The organism is Bisbaumannia pacifica, assembly GCF_007989625.1.
In the GTDB taxonomy this organism is placed as follows: Bacteria; Pseudomonadota; Gammaproteobacteria; order Pseudomonadales; family Halomonadaceae; genus Bisbaumannia; species Bisbaumannia pacifica.
In genome coordinates this window covers 25,323-41,908 of record NZ_BJUK01000032.1, presented here as the reverse complement: position 1 = coordinate 41,908, position 16,586 = coordinate 25,323, and the positions used below count along the sequence as shown (strand labels likewise).

Here is a 16,586-nt window from a genome sequence, read left to right as displayed (position 1 = left end):
GGGGCCCTGCAAGGGCTTTGGTAAAAAACTTTTATGAGCGCGTCACTCGCCCGGTCGTCGCGGGAGTGTCTTACCTTCGCCGTCAGCGAAAGCCGACGGCGGCCTCCCGCTCCCCGACATAGGCTGACCAATAGTGTTCACGCTCTCGTCATATTCATGGAGGAATCCGCCATGTCCTTGATCGATGCGCTGTGCCCACGACAGCGAGAGTCGCCCCTTGAGTCTCACCCGCAAAAAGCCTCGCAGCAGCGGCAGTGGGCGCAAGATATCCACTCGTGGATCGAGCGAGGCGGGACCTCGGCGCGCCTGGCGCGCTACCTGACCCCGGTCGCGGTCATGGATGATCGTCTCGCCACGGTGACCACCGACGGGCAGCATCTCTTTTTCCATGCCGTCTTTGCTGCCATGCTGACGCCGGAAGAGCGTCGCTTTATCACGGCCCACCTGGTGTGGCACTGCGTCTGCGGGCATATCGTGGCGCAGCCACACCGAGACACCCTGCGCTGGAACCTGGCCTGCGAGCACGAGGCCAACTACCTGGTGCTGCTCGAGGGCCTGAACCTCCCCCGCGACGCCGTCTTCTACTTCTCCCAGGCCGGGCGCCATAGCGGTCAGGTCTATGACTGGCTGGCCGCTCACCCCCACCCTCAATGGGACCATCACTTCGATTGCCACCCCCTGGACAGCCCCCGCCACCCCGGCGACGTCGATCGCGTGGACCCGGACTATGCTCCCCTGGAGCCGGATGTGGCCCTGGCCAACCTATGGCGGGAGCAGGCCAGCAGAGAGGTACGGGTTGGCCCCCTTCATGATCACCTGCTCAATCGCTGACGAGCACGCATCACGAGACGCCACGTGTTAACGAGCACGAGGCGAGAGCAAACCGAGTCTAGGAATGGAGTCTAGGAATGAATGGTAGGCAAGCCGAGGAGAAGGCTCGGCCAGAAATGGAGGCGGCCCCGACAGCCACATCCCGGCACACGCGACCACCACTACCGTTGCTCCCTTCCGGGCCTGGCGGGGTTTGCGGCTTAGCGTTGCGGGAGGACCGACGGGGCCACCATAACGGAGGACGCCTCGAGCCTCGCGAAGAGCCGTGCTGAAGCAGCCACCCGACTCGACGCGGGGCACTATAACAGCGGCCCGTAGCCCCCGCAAGGGCAGTGGCAATTCCCCGGCCTGGCGTCCATGGTTAAGGGGTAGCCACCCATCGACGCAGAGGCACTTCCCCATGAAGAAGCACCCTGACAAGGGCTATATCGCGCTGCTCGGCTGGAGCCTGAATGCCATTGAGGCCGCCGAAAACTTCGACCGTCGCTATGTGGTAGTCGCCCCGGATTGGGCCGAACCCTACTGCCAGGAACATGACATCCCTTATCTCCCCTGGAACTTCGAGCGCCTCAACGATCGCTCCATGGAGATCGCCCAGACCCTCAAGGAGATGGGGGTCGACGTGGCGATTCCACTCTTCGAGGAGACGGTGGAGTGGGCCGGCGCCATCAACTCGGTGCTGCTCGATAACCCCCGCCTGCTGGGTCAATCGATGTTGATGCGCGACAAGTCGCTGATGAAACGCCGCGCTCAGTTGGGGGGGATCCGCGTGGGCATCTTCGAAGAGGCCCACGACCGGGACGATGTCATGCGCTTCCTGCGGCGCGTCAATCAGACACTGCTCAAGCTCGACGGCGATCCCAATGACCCCATCCACGTCAAGGCCTTCGACAAGGCCGGCTGCCTGGGCCACCGGGTGATCCGCACCCCCGACGACGTGGATGCCATCCCCGATGAGGAGTTTCCCGCCCTGATGGAATCGCACCTGGACGGCTGGGAGTTCGCCGTGGAGGCCTGGATCCATAAGGGCAAGATCCGTTTCCTGAACATCTCGGAATACGTGACCCTGGGCTTTTCGGTGTTCGTGCCCGCCTCGCCGGATTTGGAGCAGTATCGTGCCCAGATCACCGCCCAGATCGAGAAGTTGATCAAGACCTTCGATATCGAGTTCGGGCTGATTCACCCAGAGTACTTCGTCACCAGCGATGGCGAGATGTACTTCGGCGAGGTCGCCTATCGCCCGCCGGGCTTCAAGGTCTTCGAGTTGCTGGAGCGGGTCTATGGCTTCAACGCCTACCAGGCCAGCATGCTGGTCTTCGATCCCAAGAGCACCGAAGACGAAGTGAAGGCCTTCTTTCCCCGCGAGGTGGTGGATGCCAAGGGCTATGCCGGCTGCTTCGGGGTCTACCCGCGGCTGCGGGTGGTCAGCCGCCTGGAGATTCCCGAGGAGACCGAGGATCACCCCTACTTCGAGTCCCACGAGCTGACGCCGCCGCTGCAGGAGACCGTGACCAAGCGTTCCGCCTTCGGCACCCACTGGGGGCTGGTCTACTTCACCGGTGACGACCCCAACGAGATGCGCGATCTGCTTAAGCGCCAGGAGAGCCTGGACTTCTATGTATAATCCCCCCAGGCACCAGACTAAGGACACGGCGTGAGCCCCGAGATCCCTCCCTCCCCCCTCGACGCCGGCAGGCTCGAGGGCCTGCTGGCCAAGCTGGACGATGCCATCGATCGACTCGCCGGCGCACGCCCCTTCGCCAAGCCGGCCAAGCTGCCACGAGTACTGGATACCGCCCGTCGCGTGCTGCTTCAACCGGGAGGGGCCGCGGCTCTGCGGGCTCGCGCCCGCTCTGTGGAGGAGGCCGGCGTCTTCGCCGGCAGTGACTGGGCCCACCCCCAGAGCCTGATCCCTTCGCTGACCGCGGTGACCTTCGAGAGCCCCCAGGCCGAGACCCTGACCATTGAGGCCTTGAGTGAGTTGCGCCTGCTGGCCGTGACCCTAGGCGAGTATCGCCACCCCCAGGTCTCCGCCGAGCAGGCACTCCACTTCCTGACCCAGGTGCTGGCCATCAACCTGGGGCGTCTATTCACGCCACCCAGCGAGGCGCAGCGGGAGACCCAGGGACGCCTGTGTGAGCTGCCCCAGCGCCTGCTCCAGCACCTGGCCGAGCATATCGGCTATGAGCGCGTCGTCGACCCGTTGATCGACGAGATCTGGCGCATCCTGCAACAGCGCCCCATCCAGGTGGAGGCGGTCAAGCGCATGATCACCCAGATCGCCATCTGCCGCGCCGATCCCAGCATTGAGCTGGGCGCCAGCGGCCAGGGTGCCGACCGCCTGATCAGCAGCCTCTACGGCCCGACCCAAGGCTGCCGCGAGGATCCTGGCCTCGAGGCCTATGCCGAGCGCCTGGTCAGCATGGATGACGGCGGCCTGCAGTACGAGGCCTCGGGGTTCGCCCGGGCGATGCATGACACCGGCCTGGTCTCGCCCTATCACCCCCTGTTGCTGCGCCACCTGCTGCAACGCGGCGACTACCTGGTCGCCGAGGCCCTGGGGCTGTCGTCCACCGGCCGCGACTGCCTGCTCTGCTACCGCGAGCTGGTACATGCCCTGATCGACGAAGCGGTGCATCCGGATACCGCCCAGGCCACCTATGGCCTGGCGTTGATGCTCGAACGCGGCATCCTCTATCAGCCACCGGTGGCGCCAGCCCTGTGGCGTCAGCTGGCCCTGCCCCTCCATCCGACGAATGCTCGGCACCTGGCACGAGTGTTCGGCGAGACGCCGGGCCCCCGGGCGCGGTTGCTGGAGGGGGTGCTGTGCATGCTCGGGCAGCCGCTTGGCGTGGGGCAAGGCAACAACCCCACCTGCCAGTCGGCCCGCGCGCTCTCCATGTGGGCCTACAATGACCCCGACTATCTGCTGCAGATGGTCGCCTGGGCGGCCCGGGACGACGAAGTCGTGATGCACTTCGAGGGCCACCCGATCTCCTCCCGGGACAGCCAGCCCGGGCTGGCCGCGGGCCCGCCCCTGGACCTCGACCCGGTCTCGCTGATCGTGGTCCCCCACTTAGACCGCATCTATGTAGAGATGGGGCGCCGCTGCCAGGAACGCGAAGGAGACCCCCATCGCTGGGTCAATCCGGAGTTTCACGGCTGGTGGGCCGGGCGCGGCTTTCGTATCAACGTGGATGTCGCCAGCGGCCGACTGCTCGAACCCGAAGACTTCCTGCGCCACTTCTATGCCGCCTACCACCCCTTCTACAATGGCAGTCAGCCGCTGATTCATCCTCAGCCCGCCGGCATCGCCGTCACCGACAGCGCCGCCCGTTTTATCGGCTGGCACGCCATCACCATCCTGCGGGTGGCCCTGGACCCCGAGGAAGTGATGCGCGTCTATTTCTTCAATCCCAACAACGACAGCGGTCAGGACTGGGGCGATGACGTCCGGGTCAGCACCGCCGGCCATGGCGAGCGCTTCGGTGAGGGGTCGCTGCCGGTGGAGCAGTTCGTGTCACGACTCTATATCTTCCATTTCGACCCCCAGGAGCGCGGCGAGGTGGAACAGGTTCCCCAGGCCAGCCTGGACGAGGCCCTCGGTTACCTGATGCGCAGTTGGGGGGCAGACCGCCTGCCCGGGGGCGCGCTCCAGGCCGGGCCAGGCCCCGCGGCTCCGGATGCCTGAGCCATCGCCTCAAACCCCGGGGCGGCGCTATACTGCCTGCCCCTATCCTGCGATGCCTTGCCGATGATGCCCATGCAACGCCTCGACCAACTGCTCGTTACCCAGGGCCTGGTCCGCTCCCGCTCCCGCGCTCAGCGCCTGATTCGTCACGGCCGCGTCAGCCTGGTCGACGCCGACCGGGTGCTTACCAAGCCCGGCGAGAAACTGCCCCTGGAGAGCCGGCTGCGAGTGGAGGAGGACCCCGAGGAGCGCTACGTCTCCCGGGCCGGCCTCAAGCTCGAGGCGCTGCTCGAGGCCCTGGGGCTCGACCTGACCGGACGCCTGGTACTCGACGTGGGCCAGTCCACCGGCGGCTTCAGCGACTGCGCCCTGCGGCATGGCGCCCGCCATGTGATCGGCGTGGAGGTCGGTCATGATCAACTCGATTCCGGCCTGCGCGGCGATCCCCGCCTGACCTGCCTGGAGGGGCTCAATGCCAGGCACATGGATACCGCCCCCGAACTGGCGGCGGCCCTGGCGGCGCAAGGCGCCAGCGGCCCGGACCTGGCGGTGATGGATGTCTCTTTTATCTCCCAGACGCTGATCCTGCCGGCCCTGGCACGCCTGTTGCCCCCGGGGAGCGAGCTGCTCAGCCTGGTCAAACCGCAGTTCGAGGTCGGCCCCGGACGCGTCAATGCCCGGGGCGTGGTGGCCGATCCAAGCCTCTATGCGGACGTGGAGGCCCGGCTGCGGCACTGCTGTGACGAGCTCGGTTTCGAGGTCCGTCACTGGGGGGATAGCCCGATCCTCGGCGGCGACGGCAACCGCGAGTTTCTGCTCTACGGCCGCCGCCGCTGAGCCAGGCTCACTCGAGTGCCAGTATCCGGCGTTGACTTGGTCGGGTAGCATGGTAGAAACGCCTCATGACTCTAGCTATGGATAGCCACCATGATCGCGACTCCCCGCCTGACCTCGCTCTGCGTGCTTGGCCTGCTGCTCCTGGCCACTCCGGCCGCCGCTAGCCTGAGCGACGCCGAGCGTCGCGACATCGAAGCCCGCATTCACTCCCTCGAGGGCGAACTCGATAGCCTGCGCCAACGCCTGGTCGAGGCCCCCGCCGAGGAGGCGGCGCCGGACCAGGGCGAGGCTCCCGGCGAGGCCGTGCTCAGCGAGATCCGCCAGCGCCGCGCCCTGGAACGGGAGTCGACCCGCAACCCGCTGGCGATCACCGCCTATCGGCGCAACTACCTGCTGCCGGTCAGCTTCAATAATCGCCCCAACCGTGATGCCTTCCGCGCCATCACCGAGGCCAATGGCCCCAGCGATACCGAGGTCAAGTTCCAGTTCAGCGTCAAGGTCAACCTGATCGAGGACCTGGTCGGCAACAACGGCGACCTCTTCTTCGCCTTTACCCAGCGCAGCTGGTGGCAGGCCTACAATACCGAGGCCTCTTCCCCCTTCCGGGAGACCAACTACGAGCCGGAGCTGTTTCTCAGCTTCGATAACGCCTGGACCCTGCTGGGCTGGACCAATACCCGCAACCGCCTGGGCTTCAGCCACCAATCCAATGGTCGCTCCAATCCCGTCTCCCGCAGCTGGAATCGCCTCTATGCGGACCTGCTATTTCAGCATGGCGACTGGGCGGTCAGCCTCACCCCCCACTGGCGCATCCCCGAATCCGCCGGCGACGATGACAACCCCGATCTCGAACGCTACCTGGGGTATGGCGATATCGGCATAGCCCGTCGCTTCGCCGGCGACCACGAGGCCAGCCTGCTGGTCCGGGGCAATCCCGGTGCCGGCCACCTGGGAACCCAGCTCGACTACTCCTGGCCCCTGTTCGGGCGAATCCGCGGCCACCTCCAGTACTACCAGGGCTATGGCGAAAGCCTGATCGACTATGATCACCGGGTGCAGCGCGTCAGCCTCGGCTTCAGCATCAATCCCCTGTTCAGCACCCATCCAGAGTGAGCACCGCCGATTGCACCGCCATCCGCGGCTGCTATGCTGAGCCTGTCATTTACCGTCAGAGGAAGACCCGATGGCCAGTCGTACCCCCCGCACCGATGCCAGCACCGAGCAGCTCAAGGCCGACCTGGAGCACCTGACCCAGACCCTTGAGGAACTGGTCGGTGCCACCGCCGACGACTCCCGAAGCAATATCAAACAGTTGCGCGAGAAGGCCGAACAGCGCCTGCAGGAGACTCGCCATCGCCTCGAGGCCCGCGGCGAGCGCCTCTATAGCGAGGCCCGGGACAGCGTCCGCGACCAGGTGGACAGCTGCGACCGCTATGTTCACGACAACCCCTGGACCAGCGTCGGCATCGGCGCCGCCGTGGGGGTGGTGATCGGGCTGCTGATCGGGCGGCGCTGATGAGCGATGGCCAGGGACCGGCGGGACGCCTCTTCGCGGCGGCCAAGCAACTGCTCAAGAGCCTGGTGGGCATCGGCGAGACGCGCCTGCGGCTGCTGGTCCTGGAGCTCGAGGAGGAGCGTGCCCGCCTGGTCAGCCTGCTGCTGGTGATCGGGCTCTGCCTGATCCTGCTGCTGCTGGGCCTGGTGGTGCTGGTGCTGCTGGTCGTGGTGGTGTTCTGGGACAGCCATCGCCTGCTGGCATTGGTCGCCTGCAGCCTGGCGCTACTCGGCGCCGGCCTGGGATGCGGGCTCTGGGCGCGCCGACTGGCCCGCCGTCCCAGCCTGCTCAAGGGCACCCTGCGCCACCTGGCCACCGACCGGGAGCTGCTGGAGAGCGGAGGCGATGCCCATGAACCGCGATAAGCGGGCGGCACGCGAGACGCTCCGGGCAGCGCCTATCGATCGTCTCGATACGGAGCACCGGGCACCATGAGCCACGCCGAACGACGCGATGAGCGGGCAAGACGCCGGGCCATGCTGGAAAGGCGGATCGAACAGCAGCGCATCGACCTGCTGGTGGCCGCCGAGCGCTGGCATGGCGCCGGTGGCGAGCTGGACGCTCGCTGGCGAGCGCTGCGGCACTGGCGAGGCGCCCTCTATGGCGTCGGTGGCCTGCTGGCCTGGCGGGGTGCCAAGCGCCCGCGCGCCCTGCTGCGCCTGGCGCGACGCGCCGCCACCGGGGCCCTGTTGTGGCACCGAGCGCGACGCCTGTTGATCCGCCGCTAGGAGCCCAGCTCCTTGTCGCCTGCCTGGCGAGGCGCGGCACTCTGCGCCGGTGGGCAGGCCACGCTGCCATAGGAGCAGAACACACAGCAATCTCCCGGCAGGGGATGCAACAGCCGTCCGCAGCCGCGGCATTCGTAGAACCACAGGCAGGCATCGCAAGGCATGGTCTCTACCTCCCGGTGGCCACACTCCGGACAGGTCAGCGTCGATTTCAGCAGGACTCCTAATCCCATGCTCCCCTCCCAGGCGGCTTACCCTCAGTCTATGCGAGGTCTCGCGCGCCGGCCCGAAGGCGACTCAACGCCACGGCGAATCACATCGCCTGGCCGCAGGCGACCCCGCTGGCCCAGGCCCACTGGAAGTTATGACCGCCCAATTCACCGGTCACGTCCAGCACCTCACCGATAAAGCGTAGCTGGGGCAGCCCCGCCACGGCGAAGGTCTTGGACGAGATGGCACGGGTATCGACGCCGCCCAGGGTCACCTCGGCGGTTCGCCAGCCCTCGGTGCCGGCTGGTTTGAGGCGCCACTCATCGAGGCGCCGGGCCCAGGCCTCCAGGTCGGCATTGCTGCGCTCGGCGAGGATGCCGTCGCCGCCATACCAGTCGATCAAGGCCTGGGCCAGCCGCTTGGGCAGGCGTTCGGCGAGCCAGGTACTCAGTTGACGCCTGGGAGTCTCGCGACGCGCCGCGACCAGGGCCTCGAAGGCATCGACACCGGGCAGCAGGGCGATGGCCAGCTCGTCGCCGGCCTCCCAGTAGCTGGAGATCTGCAGCATGGCGGGGCCGGAGAGCCCGCGATGGGTAAACAGCATGGGCTCGCGGTAGTGACCGTCGCGACAGCGTACCGCCACCTCGCAGGCCACCCCGGCGAGCGCCTCGGCCCGCGCCTTCCACTGGGAGGTCAGGGTGAAGGGCACCAGGGCCGGCCGCGTCGCGGTGACGGCGAGGCCGAACTGGCGGGCCAGGTCGAAGCCGAATCCACTGGCGCCCAGGGTGGGAATCGACAGCCCGCCGGTGGCCACCACCAGGGCGCCAGTATCGATCCGCCCCGCCGAGGTATGCAGGCGCATGCCCTCGCCATGGCGCTCGACGCGCTCGATGGCGGTCTTGAGGCGAATCTCCACCCCGGCCCAGTCGCACTCGGTCAGCAGGATCGCCAGCAGCTCCTTGGCGGAGTGAGCGCAGAACAGCTGCCCCGGCGCCTTCTCCACGTACTCCAGGCCATGGCGTTCCACCAGCTCGACGAAGTGCTCCGGCCGGTAGCGCTTCAGCGCCGAGATACAGAAGTGCGGGTTGGCGGAGAAGAAGTTGGTCGACGAACTGGCCAGGTTGGTGAAATTGCAGCGTCCCCCGCCGGACATCAGGATCTTCTTGCCGGCCTTGTTGGCGTGGTCGAGCACCAGCACCCGCTTGCCGGCATAGCCGGCGGTGAGGGCACACATCAGGCCAGCGGCACCGGCACCGATGATCACCACATCGGGAGAGGACGACATGCGGAACTCCTGAGGACGCGTGGGCCGCGGATTCTACCCGGGGCCAGGGAACTTTCCCACCCCGTACAACCTCCGTACAGGGAATGGAGTGCTTGCCGTTTTTTGTCATACTCTCGGCCTGGCGATGCCATTAGCCTGATAAGCGACGCCCCGACTCACCCGGCGCAGGACGCGCCGGTTTCTTCTCATCGACCGTGACTGCTGCCCATGCCATCGATCCTCTCGCCCGTCTCGACCCGCCCATGGCTGCCACTGCTGCTGCTCGTGCTGCTACTACCCGGCATGGCCCAAGCCCAGCAGGCCAGCGCGGTGATTGCCGCCCGCGCCAGCCTCTCGGCCTGGTCCGATCCGCTGGCGTCGCTGGGTACCCTGCGCGCCGACGAGAGCGTGACCCTCTCGGCCACGGTGACCGATATCGTCCGCGAGCTGAACTTCCGCGACGGCGAGAGCGTCGAGGCCGGGCAGCTACTGGTGCGCCTAGCCGATGACGAGGCCCAGGCCAACCTGCGCGTCGCCCAGGCCCTACGCGACGAGCGTCGCAATGCGGTGAATCGCCTCGCCCAGCTGCAGAGCCGCAACCTGGCGCCGCGCGCCGACGTGGAGGATGCCCAGGCCCAGTTGCGTCAGGCCGAGGCGGAGATTCAGGCCCTGGAGGCCCGGCTCGCCGATTACCATATCCGCGCGCCCTTCGCGGGCCGGGTCGGCTTTCGCGATATCAGCGTCGGCACCCTGGTCACCCCCGGCACCGAGCTGGTGACCCTCGACAAGCTGGATATCATGAGGCTCGACTTCACCCTCCCCGAGACGGTGCTCGGCCAGCTCGCCGAGGGCCTGCCGCTCTCCGCCACCAGCCCCGCCTACCCCGACGAGGTCTTCGCCGGCGAGATCGCCAGCCTCGGCAGTCGCGTCGACCCGGTCAGCCGCAGCCTCATGGTGCGCGCCGAACTCGCCAACCCCGAGGGCCGCCTGCGCCCCGGCATGCTGATGAATGTGGTGGTCCGACGCGCCCCCCGCGATGCCCTGGTGATCCCCGAGTCGGCGCTGATTCCCGAGGGCAATCGCCAGTACGTGCTGGTGCTCGACGAGGCCGACGACTATCGGGTGGCGCGGCGCGAGATCACCATCGGCGCGCGCCGTGAAGGCGAGGTGGAGGTGATCGAGGGCCTGGTCGCCGACGACCTGGTGGTGGCCCACGGCACCGAGCGGGTACGGGATGGCCAGACGCCCCGCCTGCTGGGCATCCTCGATGAGAACACCAGCATCCCCGAGTTGCTGCGCCGGGATCGCGGCGCCACGGAGGCCAACGGCTGATGCGCCTCTCCGACCTCTCCGTTCAACGCCCGGTGCTGGCCACGGTACTGGCCGCCCTGATCGTCGCCTTCGGCCTGCTGGCCCTCGAGCGCCTGCCGCTACAGGAGTACCCCGCCATCGATCCGCCGGTGGTGGGCATCGACACCCGCTATCCCGGGGCCTCGGCCAGCGTGGTGGAGACCCGCATCACTCAGGTGCTGGAGGATCGCATCTCCGGCATCTCCGGCATCCAGGTGATCTCCTCCTCCAGCGAGGATGGGCGCTCCAGCATCGGCGTGGAATTCGGCCTCGACAAGGACATCGACGCCGCTGCCAACGATATCCGCGACCGCATCTCCGGGGCCCTGGACAACCTGCCCGAGGAGGCCGAGCCGCCCGAGGTGCAGAAGGCCGACTCCAGCTCCGACGTGGTGCTGTGGCTATCGCTCTCCGGCGCGAACTACGACATGGCCGAGCTCACCGACTACGCCAACCGCTACCTGGTGGACCGCTTCTCGGTACTGCCCGGGGTCTCCCAGGTGCTCGTCGGCGGGGGACGGGAGTACGCCATGCGCGTCTGGCTCGATCCCGATGCCCTGGCGGCCCGCGACCTCACCGCCGGCGACGTGGAAGACACCCTGCGCCGCGAGAACGTCGAACTGCCCGGCGGCGCCATCGAATCCCGCGATCGCCAGTTTATCGTGCGCCTGCCGCGCGGCTTCGCCAGCCCCGAGGACTTCCGCCGCCTGGTGCTGACCGAGGGCGACGACGGCTACCTGGTACGCCTTGGCGACGTGGCCCGGGTGGAGATCGGCGCGGTGGAGGAGCGCACCATCTTCCGCGGCAACGGCACCCCCATGGTGGGCCTGGGCATGATGAAGCAGTCCACCGCCAATGTGCTGGAGATCTCCGAGGGCGTACAGGCCGAGATGGCCCGCCTGCAGGACACCCTCCCCGAGGGCATGGAGCTGCGCCTCAATTTCGATGCCTCGGTGTTCGTCGAGGGGGCCATCTCCCAGGTGGTACAGACCCTGTTTATCGCCATGGGCCTGGTGGTGGTGGCGATCTTCCTGTTCCTCGGCAACCTGCGTACCACCCTGATCCCGGCGGTGACCGTGCCCATCGCCCTGATCGGCACCTTCGCCGCCCTGGCGGCGATGGGCTTCACCATCAACCTGCTGACCCTACTGGCCCTGGTGCTGGCCATCGGCCTGATCGTCGATGACGCCATCGTGGTGCTGGAGAATATCCACCGGCGCATGCACGACCACGGCGAGACGCCCCTGGTGGCGGCCTTTCGCGGCACCCGCCAGATCGCCTTCGCGGTGATCGCCACCACCCTGGTGCTGGTGGCGGTCTTCGTGCCGCTGAGCTTCTTGCAGGGGGACATCGGCCGGCTCTTCTCGGAGTTCGCCCTGACGCTGGCCGCCGCGGTGATCCTCTCCAGCCTGCTGGCCCTGACCCTGACGCCGATGATGGCCTCCAAGCTGCTGACCGCCGAGATGCAGGAGGGCCGCCTGGCCCGGGCCGTGCAGTGGGCCCTGGAGCACTGCCGCTGCGTCTACCGGCGACTGCTGGAAGGCGCCCTGCGCCACCGTTTCCTGGTCCTGGCGCTGCTGGCCGGGGTCATCGCCGGCATGCTGTGGCTCAACGCCAACCTGGCCAAGGAATACACCCCCCAGGAGGATCGCGGCAACTTCTTCGTGCTGGTCAATGGCCCCCCCGGCGCCACCTATGACTACATGCTCGACTACATGGACGAGATCGAGGCGCGACTGCTGCCCATGGTGGAGGCCGGGGAGGTGGAGCGCGTGGTGGTGCGGGCGCCGCGGGGCTGGGGCAATATCGAGAACTTCAACGGCGGCTTCGTGATCGTCAACCTGGCCGACTGGGGCAGCCGCCGCGACGCCTGGAGCATCATGAACGAGATCCGCCAGGAACTCGCCGACCTGCCCGGCATCCGCGCCTTCCCGGTGATGCGCCAGGGCTTCGGCATGCGCGTCGAGAAGCCGGTGCAGTTCGTGCTGGGCGGCGGCACCTACGAGCGGCTCGCAGAATGGCGCGACACCCTGATAGCGCATATCCGCGAGGACAACCCACGCCTGATCGGCCTGGAGAGCGACTACGAGGAGAACCAGCCCCAGCTGCGCGTGGAGATCGACTATGAGCGCGCCGCAGCCCTCGGCGTCACCGTCACCGAGATCGGCCGCACCCTGGAGACCCTGCTCGGCGGTCGCACCGTGACCCGCTACGTGGATGACGGCGAGGAGTATGACGTCATCCTCGAGGGCGAGCCCAGGGCCCGTTCCAGCCCCGCCAGCCTAGAGAGCCTGCGAGTGCGCTCGGCGCGCAGCGGCGAGCTGATCCCCCTGGCCAGCCTGGTGACCCTCACCGACTTCGCCGGCCCCAGTACCCTCAACCGCTTCAACCGGGTGCGTGCCATCACCCTCCAGGCCGACCTGGCCGACGGCTACCCCCTGGGCGAGGCCCTCGCCTACCTGGAGAGTGCCGTGGCCGAGGTGCTGCCCGCGGAGGCCCAGACCGACCTCAAGGGCGCCTCCCGCGACTACCAGGAGGCCAGCGGCGCCACCGCCTTCCTGCTGGGGATGGGCATCCTGGTGGTCTTCCTGGTGCTGGCCGCCCAGTTCGAGAGCTTCGTGCACCCCTTCGTGATCATGCTCAGCGTGCCCCTGGCGATCTGCGGTGCCCTGCTGGGGCTCTACCTGACCGGACAGTCGCTGAACATCTATAGCCAGGTGGGCCTGGTGATGCTGGTGGGGCTGGCCGCCAAGAACGGCATCCTGATCGTCGAGTTCGCCAACCAGCTGCGCGATGCGGGTCACGCCTTCCACGACGCCCTGATCGAGGCCTCGGTGACCCGCCTGCGGCCCATCGTGATGACCGCGGCGACCACCATGGCCGGCGCCGTGCCGCTGATCGTCTCCGGCGGCGCCGGCGCCGAGAGCCGCCTGGTGATCGGCACCGTGATCCTCTGCGGGCTGGCCGCCGCCACCGTCTTCACGCTGTTCGTGGTGCCGGTGGCCTACGACCTGCTGGCGCGCAAGACCGGCTCCCCCGGCGACGTGGCGCGACGCCTGGAGGCGGAAATGGAGGCCGAGGGCGGCCGGGGCTGATCCCCGCTCCCGTCGTCTTCCCTCGCCAAAAGCATGGGGCCGGATCCAAGATCCAGCCCCATGACGTTGTTCCCGCGTGGCAGGCGACTCCTTAGCAGTCGCCCAGCCGCTCGGCCTGGATCTCGGTGTTCATGACCATCTCGCCCATGGGCGTGGTCATCTCCACGCGCATGGTGCCCTCGGCGCGATCCCGCAGATAGCTCATGCTCCCGACGATATCGGCCTCGCCACCCTCCCCGGTACAGCGCATGCGATAGTCCATGCCGGCGGCGCTGACATTCTGCTCCAGCAGCTCGCAGCCCTCCTCCTCCTCGATCAGGGTCATCGGCGCCTCATCGATCTCCTCCTGAGTCAGGCACTCCTGGTGCGTCTCGTTCTGCTCGGGGATCGGCATATCGCCTTCCACGGTGGTGGTGCTGGTGAACTCCCACTGACCGGGCAGCAGGTCGGGGGCTTCGGCCTGGGCGGCCAGGGGCAGGGCCAGGGCGGCAGAAACGAGCAGAGCGCGCGGCAGCATGGGAGGACTCCGGATGTCATGAATGTACACCGCAGCTTATGCCATGGCGGCGTCGAGGGGAAATCGCGGCGTCAGGCCGCCGCCACCAGGCGCCTCAGCGCCTCCAGGTAATGCTCCACCACCAGATTGGGCGGCGCTCCCTTGCGGGTGATGGCACTGTAGTGGGTGAGGTAGTGCCAGCGCTCGGGGTTCAGGGCACGCATGCGCCCCTCGCCGACCCAACGCTCGGCATAGTGGGTCGGCAGGTAGCCAAGATAGCGCCCCGAGAGGATCAAAAAGGCGATGCCCTCGCGATCGGTGGCGGAGGCGGTGGCCCGCAGGGGCGCATGGCAAGCCTTGATCTCCGGCGTCTGGGCATAGGCCGGCACCACCGCATCGCACTCGCCGAGCGCCGCCTCGTCGACCGCCTCGGCCGCAAATAACGGATGCCCCGTCGCGCAGTAGAGCCGCGAGGTCTCCTCATAGAGCGACAGGTACTCCAGCCCGGGTAGGGTCTTGAGGGCCGGCACCACGCCGGTATGCAGGCGACCGTCGAGCACCCCCAGCTCGATATCGCTGGGCGGGATCATGCGGATATTGATGCGCACCTCCGGGCCACGCGCCTTGAGGGCACTCAGGGCGTGGGTGATATGCATCTCCGGCATGGTCACCAGGTTATCGGTGATGCCGATATTGAGCTCGCCCTTGAGTCGCGCATGCAGCCCATTGACCCGGGTACGAAAGCCCTCCACCGCCGCCAGTAGCTGCAGCACCGCTTCGTAGACCTCGGCGCCCTCGTCGGTCAGGGAAAAGCCGCTGCGTCCCCGCTGGCAGAGCCGCAGGCCGAGCCGCGTCTCCAGGTCGTTCATGGCCATGCTGATGGCGGCGCGGCTGATATTGAGCTCCACCTCGGCGGCGGAGAAACCGCCACACTCCACCACCTGGCGGTAGATCCGCAGCAGGCGCAGATCGGTATCGCTGAGCCGTCCTCCCAAGACTTCCCTATGCCGCGACATAACCCTCCCCTCCCGGCAGTGGGACGATATCGCCCCGCCCCATAAAGTTAACCAGACGCTTTTATAAACGTAAAAAAATCTGGATTTAACTTATCACCTACCGGGGCTAGCCTGCGACTCATCCCCCACCAATGGCAACGCCAACCGAGGATGCGGCCATGTCAGAGCGTGATCTCCCCCAGACCATGGGCCCGAGCCCCGAGCAGCTGGATGCCTACTGGATGCCCTACACCGGCAATCGCCAGTTCAAGCGCGACCCGCGGATCATCGTCGGCGCCCGGGGCAGCTACTTCACCGACGCCGACGGCCGCCAGGTCTTCGATGGCCTCTCGGGCCTGTGGACCTGCGGCGCCGGTCATGGCCGCCCGGAGATCACCGAGGCGGTGAGCCGCCAGCTCGCCGAGCTCGACTACGCGCCGGCCTTCCAGTTCGGCCACCCCAAGGCCTTCGAGCTGGCCCATCGCTTGCGTGAGCTGACCCCCGAGGGCCTCGATCACGCCTTCTTCACCGGCTCCGGCTCGGAGAGCGCCGACACCGCCCTGAAGATCGCCCGCGCCTACTGGCGCAAGAAGGGCCGGCCCACCAAGACCAAGCTGATCGGCCGCGCCAAGGGCTATCACGGGGTCAACTTCGGCGGCATCAGCCTGGGCGGCATCGGCGCCAATCGCGCCCTCTTCGGCCAGGGTATCGATGCCGACCACCTGCCCCACACCCTGCTGGCCGAGAACGCCTTCACCCGCGGCCTGCCCGAGCGGGGCGCCGACAAGGCCGAGGAGCTGCTCGAGCTGATCGCCCTGCACAACGCCTCCAATATCGCCGCGGTGATCGTCGAGCCCCTGGCCGGCTCCGCCGGGGTGATTCCGCCCCCCAAGGGCTATCTGCAAAGGCTGCGGGAGATCTGTGACCAGCACGAGATCCTGCTGATCTTCGACGAGGTGATCACCGGCTTCGGGCGCATGGGCGCCATGACCGGCGCCGACGCCTTCGGCGTGGTGCCGGACATCATGAACGTCGCCAAGCAGCTCACCAACGGCGCGGTGCCTATGGGCGCGGTGATCGTCCAGGGCGAGATCTACCGGACCTTTATGGAGCAGGGCGGCCCCGACTATATGCTCGAGCTGCCCCACGGCTACACCTACTCGGGCCACCCGGTGGCCTGTGCCGCGGCGCTGGCCACCCTGGAGGTGCTCGAGAACGACCGCCTGATCGAGCGGGTGCGCGAGATGAGCCCGCGCTTCGAGCACGCCCTGCACTCCCTCAAGGGCAGCCGCTACGTCAGCGATATCCGCAACTATGGCCTGGCCGGCGCCCTGCAAATCGAGCCCTACGCCGGTGAGCCGGCCCGCCGCCCCTTCGAGATCGCCATGAAGTGCTGGGAGAAGGGAGTCTATGTGCGCTACGGCGGCGACACCATCCAACTCGGCCTGCCCTTTATCGTCGAGCCCGAGGAGATCGACCGGCTGATCAATGTGCTGGGCGACGCCCTCGGCGAACTGGACTGAACACGACCGAC

15 protein-coding genes and 1 other RNA gene are annotated in these 16,586 nt (G+C 67.5%); 11 read left to right on the top strand and 5 right to left on the bottom strand.

The genetic code is table 11. From position 1 onward, the window contains the following. Positions 1-33: 33 nt before the first annotated feature. Positions 34-831: a DUF2201 family putative metallopeptidase gene (locus HPA02_RS13085; protein ID WP_146803649.1), complete on the top strand. Its 798-nt coding sequence runs from the start codon at positions 34-36 to the stop codon at positions 829-831. Positions 832-957: 126 nt separating this feature from the next. On the opposite strand, the gene ffs is transcribed toward HPA02_RS13085, so the two are convergent. Further along, positions 958-1,054: signal recognition particle sRNA small type (ffs, locus tag HPA02_RS13080), an RNA gene on the bottom strand. A gap of 177 nt (positions 1,055-1,231) precedes the next feature. Between ffs and HPA02_RS13075 the strand changes: the two genes are divergently transcribed. From HPA02_RS13075 to HPA02_RS13045, 7 genes are all read left to right on the top strand, one after another. Then, positions 1,232-2,455, top strand: a complete 1,224-nt coding sequence (locus HPA02_RS13075) for an ATP-grasp domain-containing protein (protein WP_146803648.1) — start codon at positions 1,232-1,234, stop codon at positions 2,453-2,455. 30 nt (positions 2,456-2,485) lie between these two features. Next, complete coding sequence (locus HPA02_RS13070; protein WP_146803647.1) at positions 2,486-4,522, top strand: hypothetical protein; 2,037 nt, start codon at positions 2,486-2,488, stop codon at positions 4,520-4,522. Positions 4,523-4,594: 72 nt separating this feature from the next. Then, positions 4,595-5,359, top strand: coding sequence for a TlyA family RNA methyltransferase (locus tag HPA02_RS13065; RefSeq protein WP_146803646.1), 765 nt, complete (start codon positions 4,595-4,597; stop codon positions 5,357-5,359). A 90-nt stretch (positions 5,360-5,449) separates the two neighbouring features. Continuing rightward, positions 5,450-6,472 carry a phospholipase A gene (locus HPA02_RS13060; protein ID WP_146803645.1) on the top strand — a complete coding sequence of 341 codons (1,023 nt, stop codon included), beginning with the start codon at positions 5,450-5,452 and terminating at the stop codon, positions 6,470-6,472. Between the two features lie 70 nt (positions 6,473-6,542). Further along, positions 6,543-6,875 carry an ElaB/YgaM/YqjD family protein gene (locus HPA02_RS13055; RefSeq protein WP_146803644.1) on the top strand — a complete coding sequence of 111 codons (333 nt, stop codon included), beginning with the start codon at positions 6,543-6,545 and terminating at the stop codon, positions 6,873-6,875. Continuing rightward, positions 6,875-7,279 (top strand): phage holin family protein, encoded by a 405-nt coding sequence (locus HPA02_RS13050; protein WP_146803643.1) that lies wholly within the window; start codon positions 6,875-6,877, stop codon positions 7,277-7,279. The genes HPA02_RS13055 and HPA02_RS13050 overlap by 1 nt, the downstream gene beginning before the upstream one ends. A gap of 66 nt (positions 7,280-7,345) precedes the next feature. Continuing rightward, positions 7,346-7,642, top strand: a complete 297-nt coding sequence (locus HPA02_RS13045) for a YqjK family protein (RefSeq protein ID WP_146803642.1) — start codon at positions 7,346-7,348, stop codon at positions 7,640-7,642. On the opposite strand, the gene HPA02_RS13040 is transcribed toward HPA02_RS13045, so the two are convergent. Together HPA02_RS13040 and HPA02_RS13035 are read right to left on the bottom strand one after the other, a co-directional pair. After that, on the bottom strand, positions 7,639-7,875 hold the full coding sequence (locus tag HPA02_RS13040; RefSeq protein ID WP_146803641.1) for a GDCCVxC domain-containing (seleno)protein: 237 nt from the start codon (positions 7,873-7,875) through the stop codon (positions 7,639-7,641). The two genes, HPA02_RS13045 and HPA02_RS13040, sit on opposite strands and share 4 nt — an antisense overlap. Positions 7,876-7,955: 80 nt before the next feature. Beyond that, positions 7,956-9,137 (bottom strand): BaiN/RdsA family NAD(P)/FAD-dependent oxidoreductase, encoded by a 1,182-nt coding sequence (locus HPA02_RS13035; protein ID WP_146803640.1) that lies wholly within the window; start codon positions 9,135-9,137, stop codon positions 7,956-7,958. 207 nt (positions 9,138-9,344) lie between these two features. Here HPA02_RS13035 and HPA02_RS13030 point away from each other — a divergent pair, with 207 nt between their 5' ends. Both HPA02_RS13030 and HPA02_RS13025 read left to right on the top strand, forming a co-directional pair. Next, positions 9,345-10,448 carry an efflux RND transporter periplasmic adaptor subunit gene (locus tag HPA02_RS13030; protein ID WP_146803639.1) on the top strand — a complete coding sequence of 368 codons (1,104 nt, stop codon included), beginning with the start codon at positions 9,345-9,347 and terminating at the stop codon, positions 10,446-10,448. Further along, entirely contained in the window at positions 10,448-13,561 is a 3,114-nt protein-coding gene (locus HPA02_RS13025) for an efflux RND transporter permease subunit (RefSeq protein ID WP_146803638.1), read from the top strand. Before HPA02_RS13030 ends, HPA02_RS13025 begins: the two co-directional genes overlap by 1 nt. 91 nt (positions 13,562-13,652) lie before the next feature. Here HPA02_RS13025 and HPA02_RS13020 read toward each other — a convergent pair whose 3' ends face one another. Both HPA02_RS13020 and HPA02_RS13015 read right to left on the bottom strand, forming a co-directional pair. After that, positions 13,653-14,078, bottom strand: coding sequence for a DUF3617 domain-containing protein (locus HPA02_RS13020; RefSeq protein WP_146803637.1), 426 nt, complete (start codon positions 14,076-14,078; stop codon positions 13,653-13,655). A gap of 71 nt (positions 14,079-14,149) precedes the next feature. After that, complete coding sequence (locus HPA02_RS13015; protein WP_146803636.1) at positions 14,150-15,073, bottom strand: LysR family transcriptional regulator; 924 nt, start codon at positions 15,071-15,073, stop codon at positions 14,150-14,152. A gap of 158 nt (positions 15,074-15,231) precedes the next feature. On the opposite strand from HPA02_RS13015, the gene aptA reads away from it, so the two are divergent. Further along, positions 15,232-16,575 carry an omega-aminotransferase AptA gene (gene aptA / locus HPA02_RS13010; RefSeq protein ID WP_146803635.1) on the top strand — a complete coding sequence of 448 codons (1,344 nt, stop codon included), beginning with the start codon at positions 15,232-15,234 and terminating at the stop codon, positions 16,573-16,575. The last annotated feature ends 11 nt before the right edge of the window (positions 16,576-16,586 follow it).

Bases quoted from the DNA above. Each gene is read 5' to 3' on its own strand.
- HPA02_RS13085 (WP_146803649.1), top strand. From the start codon at position 34: ATGAGCGCGTCACTCGCCCGGTCGTCGCGGGAGTGTCTTACCTTCGCC.
- HPA02_RS13075 (WP_146803648.1), top strand. From the start codon at position 1,232: ATGAAGAAGCACCCTGACAAGGGCTATATCGCGCTGCTCGGCTGGAGC.
- HPA02_RS13065 (WP_146803646.1), top strand. From the start codon at position 4,595: ATGCAACGCCTCGACCAACTGCTCGTTACCCAGGGCCTGGTCCGCTCC.
- HPA02_RS13060 (WP_146803645.1), top strand. From the start codon at position 5,450: ATGATCGCGACTCCCCGCCTGACCTCGCTCTGCGTGCTTGGCCTGCTG.
- HPA02_RS13055 (WP_146803644.1), top strand. From the start codon at position 6,543: ATGGCCAGTCGTACCCCCCGCACCGATGCCAGCACCGAGCAGCTCAAG.
- HPA02_RS13050 (WP_146803643.1), top strand. From the start codon at position 6,875: ATGAGCGATGGCCAGGGACCGGCGGGACGCCTCTTCGCGGCGGCCAAG.
- HPA02_RS13045 (WP_146803642.1), top strand. From the start codon at position 7,346: ATGAGCCACGCCGAACGACGCGATGAGCGGGCAAGACGCCGGGCCATG.
- HPA02_RS13040 (WP_146803641.1), bottom strand. From the start codon at position 7,875: ATGGGATTAGGAGTCCTGCTGAAATCGACGCTGACCTGTCCGGAGTGT.
- HPA02_RS13035 (WP_146803640.1), bottom strand. From the start codon at position 9,137: ATGTCGTCCTCTCCCGATGTGGTGATCATCGGTGCCGGTGCCGCTGGC.
- HPA02_RS13030 (WP_146803639.1), top strand. From the start codon at position 9,345: ATGCCATCGATCCTCTCGCCCGTCTCGACCCGCCCATGGCTGCCACTG.
- HPA02_RS13025 (WP_146803638.1), top strand. From the start codon at position 10,448: ATGCGCCTCTCCGACCTCTCCGTTCAACGCCCGGTGCTGGCCACGGTA.
- HPA02_RS13020 (WP_146803637.1), bottom strand. From the start codon at position 14,078: ATGCTGCCGCGCGCTCTGCTCGTTTCTGCCGCCCTGGCCCTGCCCCTG.
- HPA02_RS13015 (WP_146803636.1), bottom strand. From the start codon at position 15,073: ATGTCGCGGCATAGGGAAGTCTTGGGAGGACGGCTCAGCGATACCGAT.
- aptA (WP_146803635.1), top strand. From the start codon at position 15,232: ATGTCAGAGCGTGATCTCCCCCAGACCATGGGCCCGAGCCCCGAGCAG.